The sequence below is a fragment of the Saccharothrix sp. HUAS TT1 genome (assembly GCF_040744945.1).
In the GTDB taxonomy this organism is placed as follows: domain Bacteria; phylum Actinomycetota; class Actinomycetes; order Mycobacteriales; family Pseudonocardiaceae; genus Actinosynnema.
The window spans coordinates 3629614-3642221 of the sequence record NZ_CP160453.1 but is presented as its reverse complement, the minus strand read 5'-3'; the positions used below and the strand labels follow the sequence as shown (position 1 = coordinate 3642221).

The window sequence follows — 12608 nt, the reverse complement described above, 5'->3', positions numbered from 1 at the left end:
TGGCTCAGGTCTCCTTGCAGAACTCGCCGATGGGGATGCCCACGTGCCGCTGCTCGGTCGCGATGTAGCCGAGCAGTTCGTCGCCGCGCTGCAGCTCGGTGACGTTGCGGACCTTCCCGCCGGGGCCGAGCACCCGCACGTGCCAGTCGTCCTGCACGGTCAGGCTCACCTCGACGCCCTCCGGCGAGTGCGCGGTGATGGTCAGGATCGGGCGCGATTCGAGCTTGGCCCGGCCGACGGTGAGCTTGCGGGTGCGGCCCTCGGAGTTGACGGCGAGCACCGTGCTGCCCGAGCGCAGCTCGGACAGGTAGTTGGTGCGGTTGTCCGGCCCGAGCACGTAGGAGTGCAGGGCGCCGGCGTTGACCCGGAACGGCCGGGTCGGCATGTAGGGCAGCGGGTGGGTCTCGCTGCAGCAGAGGATGAACCCGGAGGAGTACGAGCCGACCAGGATGCCCTCGTCCTCCTGGAAGTGCGACGCGGTGTCCACGCAGACGCGGTCGCCCAGGCCGTTGTGGGTGATGCCCTCGACGGTGAGCGTGGTCAGGGTCAGCGGCGGGGTGGTGGCCTCCAGCAGCCTGGCCAGCTTGAACACGTCGGTGGCGTCGCGCGGCGCCATCAGCACGCCGTCCGAGCCGTGCTCCAGCACGTCCAGCACGATCCCGGCCTCTTCGAGGTCGGCCACGACGGTGATCAGCTTGCCCTGCGCGCCGTCGGCGGCGGCGATGACGATCTCCAGCGGGATCTTCGTCGGGTCGGCGAACGCGACCACGGTGTGCCCGAGCCGCACCGCGGCGGCGCACGCGAGCTTGAGCGTGCGGTCGTCGCGGACCTGCACGAACGCGGCGTCGACGGTGAGCCGGTCCAGCGCGTCCTGGTCGTCGACGGCCACCGTGACCAGGTGCGGGCTCTCCACCGCCGAGTCGGCGACGAGGACCCGGGTGATCGTGGGCGGCAGCGAGTCCAGCAGCGCGGGGTCGTCGGAGACGATCCCGGCGAGGCGGGCGTGCACGGCGGCGTCCACGACCGCCTCGCGGTGCGCCTCGGGAACGGTTCGGAGGTCGATCCAGGCGAACTTCAACGGTGCTCCAAGAGGTGGTGAGAACCCGGTCGGCGGGCGACGGCCGCGGGCGGCGTGGTCATGACGAGGCCACGACGCCCGTCATGGCGCGGACGAGGTCCGCCCGGGTGTCGTCGTGGACGATCGAGGCCAGCTCCGCGACCAGCGACATCGGGGCGGGCGAGGTGAACACGCGGCGGCCGACGGCCAGCCCGGCGCAGCCGACCGCCATCGCGGTGCGGGCGTGGTCGACCACGCTGCCGCCGGTCGCCGGACCGCCCGCGACCAGCACGGGGATCGGGCAGCTGGCGATGACCTCGGCCATCCGCTCGGTGGGCGCCGCGAGGTTGGTCTTGACGATGTCGGCGCCGAGGTCGACCGCGATGTTGACCACGTGCGCGAGCAGCGCGGGGTCGTTCGGGTCGGCGATGCGCGGCCCGCGCGGGTAGGCCATGGCGATCAGCGGCACGTTCCAGTCGTCGCACGCCTTGGCCACCACGCCGAAGTCGACGAGCTGGCGCTCCTCGGTGTCCGAGCCGATGTTGACGTGCACGCTCACCGCGTCCGCGCCCAGCCGCAGCGCCTCGTCCACCTCGCCGACCAGGACCTTGGCGTTGGTGTCGGCGGCGTGCGCGGTGCCGGCGCTGAGGTGGACGACGAGCGCGCAGCCCGCGAGCACGTCCGGGTCGATGGTGCGCACCCGCCCCTTGTGGACGATGATGGCGTCGGCGCCGCCGACGACCACCGAGTCGATCAGTTCGTGCCACCGGTCGCGCGGCACGACCGGACCGTCCGAGACGCTGTGGTCGAGCGGGACGAAGAGGTACCTGTCGTCGCGCGGACGGGAAAGGCGTCGCAGCCGCAACGCTTTCCTCATGTCGCTCACACCTTCCCGGTATTCGGCGATAGCCCCCAGCAGAGTGGTCGAACCAGTGAGCGCGGCGGCAGTTGTGAGGTGGCGATAACTCGCCAGTTATGCACCTGTTGGAGCAATCGACCGAATCACGTCCGCACACCGCCCGACCCGTTCCCGCCCGGGCGCTCGGTGATCCACTGCCGGGATTTGCCCTAGGCTGCCGCAGTGAACATGGAGCTGAGGCATCTCCACGTCGTGCTGACCGTGGCGGAAGCGGGCAGCATCAGCCGAGCCGCCTCGCTGCTGAAGATCGCGCAGGCCGGCCTGACCGCCCAGCTGCGCCGGATCGAGCGCGGGTTCGGCGGTCCCCTCTTCCTGCGGCGCACCGACGGGGTCGAGCTGACCGAGTTGGGCCGCCACGTCGTGCTGCGAGCCCGCGACCTGGTGGAACGCTTCGACGACCTGCTGGTCACGGCGCGCAAGCTGGCCGCCGAGAGCGACGTGACGGGCATCCGGCTCGGCGGTGTGGCCGGTTCGCTGACGCCGTTGCTGGTGGGCGTGGTCCGCGCGCTGCTCCCGGCGCACCCGCAGACCACGCACATCGAGCGGACCGGTGACGCGGTGCTCGAACAGGTGCGCACCGGGAAGTTGGACCTGGCGCTGGTGACCGAGTTCCCGCAGAGCCCCCTGCGGATTCCCGAACAGGTCGACTGCCGCACCGTGGTGACCGAACCGATGCTGGTCGGAATCGCGGTCGGGCACCGGTTGTCGACGCGAAGTGAAATACGGCTGTCCGAACTGGCCGACGAGGAATGGGCGGTGCCGGACGAGAGCTACGGCGGCGGTCGGTTGAACCTGCACCTGGCCTGCGAGGCGGCCGGATTCACACCGCGGTGCGCGCATTTCGGCGTCGACCCGGCGTCGGCCGCGGAACTCGTTCGCTCGGCGCACACGGTGGCGTGCTTCTTCCCGACCGGGCAGGAGCTGCCGGGCGTGCTGCTGAAGCCGATCGTGGGCAACCCGGTGCGCCGGCGCGTCACCGTCGTGTGGCGGCGGGACTGCGCGGCGGCCGAGCACGTGGACGACATCCACGCGGCGCTGCTGCGGGCCTACCAGGAGCGGATCCGGAGCCACGGTCCCCGCACGGCGAAGCTGGCGGCCACCGGGCTGACCGTGGCGGCGAGCTGAGCCCTACCGCTCCAGGTGCGCGGCGGCGACCCGCTTCGGCACGCACATCCGCCACGCCTCGACCACGAGTTCGGCCAACTCGTCCTCGTCCACCGCGGCCAGGGTGCAGTCGACCCAGTTGTAGCGCAGGTCGGAAGGCGCGGGCAGGTGGAACTTGGCCGGTTCGGCGGCCACCAGCGCGTCCCGCTCGTCCTTGGGGAACGCGAACCCGAGCGTCCGCTCGTCCCGCGACAGCGCCAGGTACACGATCCGCCCGATCCGGAACTTCACCCGGTCCCGGACCACCGCCTCCTCGGTGCGCGGCAGGGCGCGCGCGATGCGGCGCACGTCGTCGACGCTGGCCACCAGCGGTCCGGGCGCTAGTGGTCCGCGTGCCGGAGCACGCTCTCGACCTCGGTGCGGAACGCGTTGACGCCGTCCTCGCCCTCCGGCGCGCCGTGCGCCTGGAGCAGGTGCAGCAGCGCCACCCCGTTCGCGGACCGGCGGGAGAGGGCGCGGAACGAGAACACGGCCTCGTAGACGCCGACCGCCGTGGCCGACGCCGCCGCGACCGTGGCCAGGAACGCCCACAGCGCGCGCTGCCGCTCGTCGGCCACCGACACCGCGCCCAGCGCCGCGGCGGCGGTGAACAGCAGCACGGTGAGGCCGGTGGTCCAGCGGCGGGCCGAGGTGTAGCGGGTCTGGGCCTGCTCGAACCCGGCGAGGCGTTCGCCGACGCGGTGGCGCAGGTAGGCGCGGAGGAACTGCTCGCGGTGGTCGTCGGGCGGCGTCATGTGCGGCTCGCTGGTTCGTGGCGGTGCCGCGCCACGGCCGTCGCCAGCTCGCGGGAGCGCTCCTCGCGCTCGGCGTCGTCGGCGGCGGGCGGTGCGGAGAGGTGGTCGAAGTACAGGGCGCGCAGCTGCTCGGCGCGGACCCGGGTGTCCTGCTCGTCACCGCCGCGGGCGACGACCGCGAGCACCGCCGCCGCCGCGCCGGACACGGCGAGCAGCACGCCGGGCCACGGCGAGTCGCGCAGCCAGACCTGCAGCGCGGCGAACACCGTCGTGCCGAAACCGGCGGCGATGGCGAGCACGACCAGCAGCCGGGACCGTTCGCGCGCCCTGAGGGCGGCGACCTCGCACTCGTGCAGCGCGGGCGCGACGACCTGGTTGGCCTCGTGGATCGCGTCGGCGAGCAGCGGGTAGTCCAGCACGTAGCCGGGATCGATCACGGGTCGCGGTTCGGGCGCGGTGAAGCGGACGCGCGGCCAGACGGCGGGCGGGGGCACGTCGGCGTGCAGCTTGGCGCCGGGCCGGTTGCCCAGCACGCGCCGCAGGACGGCGACCACCTTGTCCGCGCCCTCGTCCAGGTGCACGACCGCGACCTGGCCGCTGCGGACGAGGACGGCGAGGTCGTCGGGAGCGGAGCCGCCGGCGGGTCCCGGACGGTCGGCGGGTCCCGGACGGTCGGCGGGTCCCGGACGGTCGGCGAGTCCCGGACCGCTGGCGGGTACCGGACGGTCGGCCGGGACCGGACGGTCGGCGGGCGCAGGGCCGCCGGTGGGCGCCGGACGGTCGGTGGGAACGGGGCCGTCGGGCGGAGCGGCGGGTTCGGGGCCGTCGGCGGCGGGCGCGGGCGCCGGTTCGCCGATCCTGCCGCCGGCGATCTCGTCGGCCAGCGCACCGGTGCCGGCGAGCACCAGCAGCGGCCGGTCGCGGCCCAGGTGGTCGACCAGGGCGGCGCGGGCGTTGGCGTCGCCGCCGATCAGCAGGGCCAGCGCCGGGCGCTTCGAGCCCGTCACCGCGTCCACCGCGCGGAACAGGGCGGGCACCTCCTCGCCCCACCTGGACCCCGGCACGAGCACCGCCGTGTCGTGGTTCACGTTGAGCTTCACCTCACCCCCGGCGGGCTCGGCGTCCTCCGCGGCCACCCGGCCGGACGGCGCGACCCCCACCAGCCGGGGCCACCGCCCGTCCAGCGACTCGGCGGCCAGGCCGACCAGGTGCGTGACGCCGACGTCGGCGCCCGCCGTGATCACTACCGCATCCGCGCGGGCCGCCGCCGCGAGCACCGCACGCAGCACCGGGAGCACGGCGGCGGCCAGTTCGGTGTCCGGGGTGTCGACCGAGCCGAACACCGCCAGCACCGGCCGGCCGCGGGGCAGGCCGAGGGCGCGCGCCCGGATGTCGGCGTCGGGGTGGGCCAGTCGCCGCACCCGTGGGCCGGTACCCGCTGTAGGCATGCCGGGCACCCTATCGGTGGCTGAAGTGAATTTCACCCGTCCGGGGTCGATTTTCGCGCAGGTAGAGTGCTGCACGTGTCGATTGACCCCGCCGAACTGGAAATCGCCCTAAGGGTGCTCGCCCAAGTGGACGAACTGGACACCGAGCACCCCGATGCGGTAGCCGTCCGCCGGGCCACCGCCGGCATCTGGAAGAGCCTGCGCAAGCGCCGCAAGGCCGACCGCCGCGCCTCCGTCACCGCCGCCGACCGCGCCGTCATCGAGGCGACCGCGACCGGCTCGCCGTCCCGCATCGACGACGAGACCCGCGGCCTGCTGCTGCGCGAGCCGGAGCCGGGCTCGAAGGCGGGCACGCTGCTGCGCGCCCGGTCCTGCTACACCTGCAAGCGGCGCTACACCGAGGTCGACGCGTTCTACCACCAGCTCTGCCCGGACTGCGCGGCGCTCAACCGGGCCAAGCGCGACCAGAGCGCGGACCTGACCGGCAAGCGCGCCCTGCTCACCGGCGGTCGGGCCAAGATCGGCATGTACATCGCGCTGCGGCTGCTGCGCGACGGCGCGCACACCACCATCACCACCCGGTTCCCGCGCGACGCCGTGCGCCGGTTCGCGTCGATGCCCGACAGCGCCGACTGGCTGCACCGGCTGCGCGTGGTCGGCATCGACCTGCGCGACCCGGCCCAGGTCGTGCAGCTGGCCGACTCGGTGGCCGCCGCCGGGCCGCTGGACATCCTGATCAACAACGCCGCGCAGACGGTCCGCCGCTCGGCGGGCGCCTACGCGCCGCTGGTCGCCGCCGAGTCGACCCCGCTGCCGTCCGGCCCCCTGCCCGAGCTGGTGACGTTCGGGCACACGGTGTCGGCGCACCCGGTGGCGCTGGCGGGGACGTTGGCCGACACGATCCCCTCGGTGACGTCGCTGGCGCTCACCGCCGGGTCGAAGGAGATCGACGCGGGCGGCCTGGTGCCGGACGAGGCGCCGGTCAACAGCTGGGTGCAGCGGGTCGAGGAGGTGGACCCGGTCGAGCTGCTGGAGGTGCAGCTGTGCAACAGCACCGCGCCGTTCATCCTGATCTCCCGGCTCCGCCCGGCGATGGCCGCCGCCACCGCGCGGCGCAAGTACGTGGTGAACGTGTCGGCGATGGAGGGCCAGTTCAGCCGCGCCTACAAGGGGCCGGGCCACCCGCACACGAACATGGCCAAGGCCGCGCTGAACATGCTGACCCGCACCAGCGCCGAGGAGATGCTGACCACCGACGGCATCCTGATGACCGCCGTCGACACCGGCTGGATCACCGACGAGCGACCGCACCCGACGAAGCTGCGGCTGGCCGCCGAGGGCTTCCACGCGCCGCTCGACCTGGTCGACGGCGCGGCCCGGGTGTACGACCCGATCGTGCGCGGCGAACTGGGCGAGGACCTGCGCGGTTGCTTCCTCAAGGACTACGCGCCGTCGCCGTGGTGACGTGCTGCGCGCGCGGCTATTCCGTCCATTCCCGACAGTAGTAATCGTGATGGGCCGATCGGGTATGTGGGTTAACGGAATCGTGTCCGTGTGCGACTCTCCGTCGGTAGGCTGAAGCTTTCCGCAGGCCGCCGCGAGGCGACGGGGGTGGGCATGGACCGCGGGCGGGCCGGTCGAGCCGCCGCGCTGCCGCGCGTGACCGGGGCGGTGTTGCCGGTGGTTGCACCGCGTTCGCGCGTTCGGGTGGCACCCGTTCGCGGCGATCATCACCCGCAGTGCGCGGGGTCGTCGTGGTGACCGCGCCCCGCGAACCGGTCAACCCGTTCCCGCTGCCGGGGTGGGAGGGCACGCCGATGCGCCCGCTGCGCCCGTGGCACCGGCCCGCGCACCGCTCGTACTACGTGCCCGTCGACAACGCCGAGGGCGCGTTCGACAAGTTCCGGCAGGAGATGGGCGACCTGACCGGCCTGCTGGAGTACGGCCGGCTGGCGCTGGTCACCGGCGAGTCCGGCTGCGGCAAGACGGCGCTGGTCAACCGGTGCGCGGACTGGGTCGTCGCGGAACTGGCCGGGCTCGGCCTGCGCGGCGTCGTGCTGGACTTGACCGGCTGCCTGCCGACCGACCAGGAGCTGTCCATCGACCAGCGCACCGCCCTGGTGTGCGACCAGATGTTCGACGAGCTGGTCGACCACGGCGCGCTGCGGCCGGAGAACGAGGACCGGCTGGCGGGCGCCCGCGACGTGCCGCGCCGGGTGTTCCCGCGGCTGGGCCGGGCGCTGCGCGCCGACATCGCGCTGGTCGTGCTGTTACCCAGCCCGAACGAGCTGGTGGACGAGGTCATCCGCTACGCGCGCGTGCTCAGTAGCGCGAAAGTGCTGTTCCTGACCGAATCGGCGTACTTGGGCACGGATGAGGTGGCGGACCTCCTGCGGCAGTTGGAAGCCTGGGTGCCGCCGATCACGTTGCAGCTGGGTTCGCTCCACCCCGGAGACGCCGAACGATTCACCAAGGACCGGCTGTCCCGTCACACGGACGTGGGCATTTATCCACGGATGAGTGATGACGCTATGGAATTGGTGGCGAAACTCTGCCAGACGGTCGCCATGTTGCAGCGGTACCTGCACGGAACATTTCAGCACCGACTCGGCTCGGGGCTAAGCTACACCGAAGCCGATCTGGTGACCGTCGAGGACATCAGAGCTTTCCTGAACACGAAGTCCCGGAATGGACTGGGGAATGGGCCATGAGCGGTAGCAGCGATCTCCCGCCCCCGCGGAAGAACCCCTTCTCGCCGATGGCGGTCGCCCGGATCACGGACTTCGACGCCGACCCGGACGCGGTCGACGTGGCGATCACCACCGACGCGACGCGGCAGGCGCTCGCGCACCTCACCGCCTACCTGGACGCGCCGCCCGCGCGCGCCGGGCGGGACCGCACCGGCACCGTGGTGGCCGTGCTCGGCGACTACGGCACCGGCAAGACCCACCTCGCGGTGCGGCTGGTCCGGCACGCCAGGGAGGTGCTGGCCGACCCGTCGCACGCGCTGTACCTGGACGCGACCGCGGAGAGCTTCATCGAGCTGTACCGGCGGTTCATGCAGAAGCTCGGCCGCGAGGGTGTGCGCGCGCAGGTCAGCGAGTACTACGCGGACATCGTCGCCGACTCGCTCCAGAGCAGCGGTCTGACCAGCGACATGCTGGAGTGGCTGGGCAGCAGGCAGCTGGAGCCGCAGGAGGTCGTGGAGCGGCTGGGCCTGATGGAGAGCGCGCTGCTGCGCAAGGTCCAGGACACGCTGCGCGAGGTCACCAACAACAAGGACTTCGGCACCGCGCTCACGCTGCTGCTGCGACCGGGGTTCGAGCACTCGGTGTGGTCGTGGCTGCTCGGCGGCGCGCCGGACCAGGTCCTGGTGGAGCGGGGCATCGTCACGCCGATCGACACCGAGGTGGCCGCGCTGGAGGCGATGGGCGTGTTCGCCCTGCTGTTCGGCGGCAGGCAGCGGCGGTTCGTGCTGGCCGTGGACGAGCTGGACAAGATCTTCTCGGCGGACAGCCGACCGCAGGCCAGAACGATGGCCGCGTTCCAGACGCTGCTGCAGGTGTTCGCCAAGGCCGGCGCGTGCCTGGTGCTGTGCGGGCTGCCCGACTTCAAGTCCGTGCTGCCGCCGGCGGTGCGCCAGCGCATCCCGTACACGGTGGTGATGGCCGGGCTGAGCCAGGCCGAGGTGCGCGAGTTCATCGCGCTGGCGCAGGAGCAGGTGTTCGGCGCGCGGCAGCTCGCGCCGTTCACCGTCGACACCGCGCGGTACCTGCGGGACGTCGCCCGGGGCAACGCGCGCAACGTGATCCGGCTGTGCCACCGGGTGTTCCGGATGGCCGACGACACGTCCCGCACGCCCGGCCACGAGTTCGCGGTCACCGAGGACATGGTGCGGCAGGCGGCGCGCGACCTGTTCGGGTCGCTCAGCTCGGACGACGTCGAGGGCGTGGTGCGCAGGCTGCTCGACGCCAACGGCCTGGACTACCACCAGCGGCACCTGCTCGGCGTCGGCGAGGAGTCGCTGGCGGACTTCTGGGTCACCTTCCCCGACCACGACGGCGGGTGCGCCGTGCTCGTCACCCGGTCGCTGCTGGACAACACCGACGTCGGCTCGGTGATGCGGCGGATCTCGGCGGTGCGCGAGGCCGAGCCGGACGCCGAGCTGATCCTGCTGGTCAACGGCGTGGTCGCGGACGGCGTGGCGATCCAGTTGCGGGAACTGCTCGGCCGCGAGCCCCTGGTGTACGTGGACCGGACGTTCGCCGACGACTTCAAGGCGCTGGTGGGCGCGACGGGGCGGCGGTTGGGCGGCGACGCGGACCCGCTGTCCGCGCTGCGGGTGCGGATGGAGCAGCTGACCCGGCAGCAGTCGAGCATCTACGCGTTCATCGAGCAGCTGGCCGAGCACATGGACGGCGTGCGGGCGTCGTCGGACCGGCAGCTCGGCGCGATCCAGCGGCAGCTCGGCGCGATGGCGGGCGGGCTGCCGACGCGCGCGGAGGCGGCGGCGAGCAGGCTGCCCGGCGAGGTGGAGCGGCTGTTCCGGGACGCGCTGGACGCGTTGGAGGACCTGACGCAGGTCGACGTGATGTTCGAGGAGGCGTTCGACCACGCGTTGACCGGGACGCAGGAGGCGGTGCACCGGCGGCTGCGGATGCCGGAGTTCACCCGGGCGGCGACGCAGGCGGTGTTCATGCGCAAGGCCGTGCAGGCGTTCCGGACCGCGGTGGCGCAGTGGTACCAGTCGTCCGACGACGCCGACGCCGAGGACCGGCTGGACGAGCTGTGCGGCACCTACGACGGGATCGTGGAGTTCCTGCCGCTGTTCTCGCTGGACCCGCTGTTCAAGCTGCCGCCGTGGTCGGCGCGGGCGGGCAGCCTGGTGGCCGAGGTCAACCAGGGCTCGCGCCGCGGCCGCGTGCACGAGGCCCTGCGCAACCTGAGCCCCCGCGTCCGCCGCGCCGTCTTCCGCTCGTACCACACCTGAACGTTCAACTCACCGGTCCCGAACGTAGGACTCTCGCGACGTGAACGTAGGACTCTCGCGAGAGTCGTGCGTTCGGGGGGTGTGTGTCGTGCGTTCGAGGGGTGGAGCGGGAGGTCAGGGGGTGCGCTTGAGGCGGTAGGTGGCGACCTGGGGTTCGGTGGCGGGGTTGGCGGGCAGGCGCACCGGCTTCGGCAGGGGCTTGCGGGGTGGCGGGGTCGGCTTGCGCGGCGCCGGTGGCGGCAGCGGGGTGGCCAGGCGGTCGTAGGCGCCGTTGGCCACGGCGTGCAGCAGGTTCACCACGACGACGGCGGGCGCGACCACGGCGATCGAGCCCGGGAACGCCGGTTCCAGCAGCAGCGCCAGGATGATCGCGGTCAGGCCGTTCTGCTGGCCCAGCGCCAGCCGCACCCGGTCGCCGCGCCACCGCTTCGGCGCCGTCAGCCCGAACGCCACCACGGCCTGCGCGCCGTACGCCGCCAGGCCGAGCACCGCGCCGACACCGGCCAGCGCCCAGCTGAACTCGGCGGCCAGCACCAGGCCCACCGCCGCGATCGCCAGGAACATGCCCGCCTCGGCCAGCCCGTCCACCCACCGGCCGAGGTTCGGCCGGAAGAACAGCCCCAGCAGCGCCAACGCCAGCAGCAGCGCGTGCTGCACGGCGACGAACCCGACCGCGAGCACGGCCACCACCATCACCGCGCGCACCGCGTACCGGACCGCGCGCCCACCCGCCTCGGCCCGCCGCACGCGCCCGCGCACCAGCGTCCACAGCATGTACGCCACCCCGGCCAGCGCCAGGTTCAGCACGAGGTTGACCGCGAACGACCCGACCCCGCCCACCGCGCCGCCCCGGAGCGCGAACGAGGTGATGTACACGGTCAGCAGCACGGTGATCGGGTCGTCGAACGACGCCCACGCCGACAGCAGCGCCTTCGCCGAGTCCGACATCCGGGACTTGGCCCGCATCGCGGCCACCGACAGCGGGTCGATCTGCGCCACCGCCACGGCCAGGATCAGGTGGTTCGCGTCGCGGAACACCAGGAACACCACGCCGAAGATCAGCGCGACCTTCGCCAGCACACCGAGCGTGACCGCGAGCACGACCGTGCGCAATTGTGCGCGGAATTCCGCGATGACGATTCCACTGGTGCTCGCGTACAAACCGAATCCGAGCAGCGCGGTGATGAAGAACCCGTACACCGGCGACTGGTCGACATCACGTAGTCCGAACTGCCACGCGGCGAGCCAGCCCGCGCCGAGAGCCGACAGCAGCGCGGCCGAACGCGTCACGGGCGTCACCATTCCACGGTAGGTAGGGGTGAGCCGCTGTTCAAGGACCGATTGGAGTGAGTTCCACGGTCAATTCGGACATTCGATCATCCGCCGCCCGCACCCGCGCCTGGTCGATCGTCACGCCGACGAGGTATTCCCCCGCGCGAAGGCGGTAGTAGTAGATCGCGCCCATCTCGACGTCCAGCACCAGCCGTTCCAGCAGCCCGCCGACGACCGGGTTGACCGCCCGGTTCAGCTTCGTCGTCACGGCGCCCAACTCCTGGACGAACCCCTGGTAGAACCGGCGGCGCGCGTCCACCGTGATCTGCTTGAAGAACGGCGCCAGCGACGGGTCGCCGAGGCAGTCGACCATCGCCCGCACCTCGCCCGCGACGACGTGCGCGACCAGGTGCAGGTCCTGCGCCCGCACCGCCGCCAGGCACGCGGTCAGCGGCCCGTCCCCCGCCGTCACGTGCGGCTGCGCCTCCTGCTCCACCTCCAGCGGCGCGACCGGTTCGGCGCTCTCCCAGCCACCCGGGTTGAGCGAGCCGAGGCTGAGCTGGCGGCGCAGCAGGGTGGCGAGCTCGGCCACCGCCCGGTCCGCCTCGTCCACCGCGGGGTGCCCGAACAGCGGCCCGGCGCCCGCGTGGTCGAGCACCAGGCCGACCACGTGCTCGGTCGGCACGACGGAGTCGCAGAACAGCGCGCCCTCCTCGGTGTGCAGCACGGTCCGGATGAGCCGGCCGGTGCGCACCTCCTGCAGCGCCCGGTCCAGCGTGGCGACCTGGAACGTCAGGTGCCTGCCGAGCCGCTTCAGCTCCTCGCGCCTGCTGCCGCCGGGCAGCGCGCCCGGTTCGGCGGCGGGCTCGCCGAGGGCGTCGACGCCGAAGTCGAAGACGCCGCTGCTGTAGTGCGCGAGGTAGTGCAGCGCGGGGCTCCGCTCGACGGCGTCGCGGCACGCCTGCCTGGTCAGGTCGAACTCCGGGCCGACGTGCTCGGCCTGCTCCTCGTGCAGCTCCACGCC

11 protein-coding genes are annotated in these 12608 nt (G+C 72.7%); 4 read left to right on the top strand and 7 right to left on the bottom strand.

Going from position 1 to position 12608, the window contains the following annotated elements; translation table 11 throughout:
- Positions 1 to 4: 4 nt before the first annotated feature.
- Positions 5 to 1078: a 3-dehydroquinate synthase II family protein gene (locus AB0F89_RS17815; RefSeq protein WP_367137579.1), complete on the bottom strand. Its 1074-nt coding sequence runs from the start codon at positions 1076 to 1078 to the stop codon at positions 5 to 7.
- A 58-nt stretch (positions 1079 to 1136) separates the two neighbouring features.
- Positions 1137 to 1934, bottom strand: a complete 798-nt coding sequence (locus AB0F89_RS17810; protein WP_367137577.1) for a 2-amino-3,7-dideoxy-D-threo-hept-6-ulosonate synthase — start codon at positions 1932 to 1934, stop codon at positions 1137 to 1139.
- Between the two features lie 210 nt (positions 1935 to 2144).
- Between AB0F89_RS17810 and AB0F89_RS17805 the strand changes: the two genes are divergently transcribed.
- Positions 2145 to 3101, top strand: a complete 957-nt coding sequence (locus tag AB0F89_RS17805) for a LysR family transcriptional regulator (protein ID WP_367138904.1) — start codon at positions 2145 to 2147, stop codon at positions 3099 to 3101.
- 3 nt (positions 3102 to 3104) lie between these two features.
- On the opposite strand, the gene AB0F89_RS17800 is transcribed toward AB0F89_RS17805, so the two are convergent.
- The 3 genes from AB0F89_RS17800 to AB0F89_RS17790 are packed head-to-tail and all read right to left on the bottom strand — an operon-like array spanning position 3105 to position 5322.
- The gene (locus AB0F89_RS17800) at positions 3105 to 3446 is read right to left on the bottom strand and encodes an MmcQ/YjbR family DNA-binding protein (protein WP_367137575.1); all 342 of its coding nucleotides are present in this window, start codon (positions 3444 to 3446) and stop codon (positions 3105 to 3107) included.
- Between the two features lie 14 nt (positions 3447 to 3460).
- Entirely contained in the window at positions 3461 to 3874 is a 414-nt protein-coding gene (locus AB0F89_RS17795; RefSeq protein ID WP_367137573.1) for a hypothetical protein, read from the bottom strand.
- On the bottom strand, positions 3871 to 5322 hold the full coding sequence (locus tag AB0F89_RS17790; protein ID WP_367137571.1) for a hypothetical protein: 1452 nt from the start codon (positions 5320 to 5322) through the stop codon (positions 3871 to 3873). Before AB0F89_RS17790 ends, AB0F89_RS17795 begins: the two co-directional genes overlap by 4 nt.
- Positions 5323 to 5448: 126 nt before the next feature.
- Here AB0F89_RS17790 and AB0F89_RS17785 point away from each other — a divergent pair, with 126 nt between their 5' ends.
- The 3 genes from AB0F89_RS17785 to AB0F89_RS17775 all read left to right on the top strand — a co-directional run bounded on the left by AB0F89_RS17785 (position 5449) and on the right by AB0F89_RS17775 (position 10312).
- Entirely contained in the window at positions 5449 to 6786 is a 1338-nt protein-coding gene (locus AB0F89_RS17785) for an SDR family NAD(P)-dependent oxidoreductase (RefSeq protein ID WP_367137569.1), read from the top strand.
- A gap of 275 nt (positions 6787 to 7061) precedes the next feature.
- Entirely contained in the window at positions 7062 to 8033 is a 972-nt protein-coding gene (locus AB0F89_RS17780; RefSeq protein WP_367137567.1) for a hypothetical protein, read from the top strand.
- The gene (locus AB0F89_RS17775; protein WP_367137565.1) at positions 8030 to 10312 is read left to right on the top strand and encodes a hypothetical protein; all 2283 of its coding nucleotides are present in this window, start codon (positions 8030 to 8032) and stop codon (positions 10310 to 10312) included. Before AB0F89_RS17780 ends, AB0F89_RS17775 begins: the two co-directional genes overlap by 4 nt.
- A gap of 114 nt (positions 10313 to 10426) precedes the next feature.
- Here the strand turns inward: AB0F89_RS17775 and AB0F89_RS17770 are convergent, their stop codons facing one another.
- Positions 10427 to 11602, bottom strand: a complete 1176-nt coding sequence (locus tag AB0F89_RS17770; RefSeq protein WP_367137563.1) for a hypothetical protein — start codon at positions 11600 to 11602, stop codon at positions 10427 to 10429.
- Between the two features lie 40 nt (positions 11603 to 11642).
- Positions 11643 to 12605, bottom strand: coding sequence for a hypothetical protein (locus AB0F89_RS17765; RefSeq protein WP_367137561.1), 963 nt, complete (start codon positions 12603 to 12605; stop codon positions 11643 to 11645).
- Between the last annotated feature and the right edge of the window lie 3 nt (positions 12606 to 12608).

What these genes read in the sequence shown, in the direction of transcription:
- AB0F89_RS17810 (WP_367137577.1), bottom strand. Translation starts at nt 1,934, where the DNA reads ATGAGGAAAGCGTTGCGGCTGCGACGCCTTTCCCGTCCGCGCGACGAC.
- AB0F89_RS17805 (WP_367138904.1), top strand. Translation starts at nt 2,145, where the DNA reads ATGGAGCTGAGGCATCTCCACGTCGTGCTGACCGTGGCGGAAGCGGGC.
- AB0F89_RS17795 (WP_367137573.1), bottom strand. Translation starts at nt 3,874, where the DNA reads ATGACGCCGCCCGACGACCACCGCGAGCAGTTCCTCCGCGCCTACCTG.
- AB0F89_RS17790 (WP_367137571.1), bottom strand. Translation starts at nt 5,322, where the DNA reads ATGCCTACAGCGGGTACCGGCCCACGGGTGCGGCGACTGGCCCACCCC.
- AB0F89_RS17775 (WP_367137565.1), top strand. Translation starts at nt 8,030, where the DNA reads ATGAGCGGTAGCAGCGATCTCCCGCCCCCGCGGAAGAACCCCTTCTCG.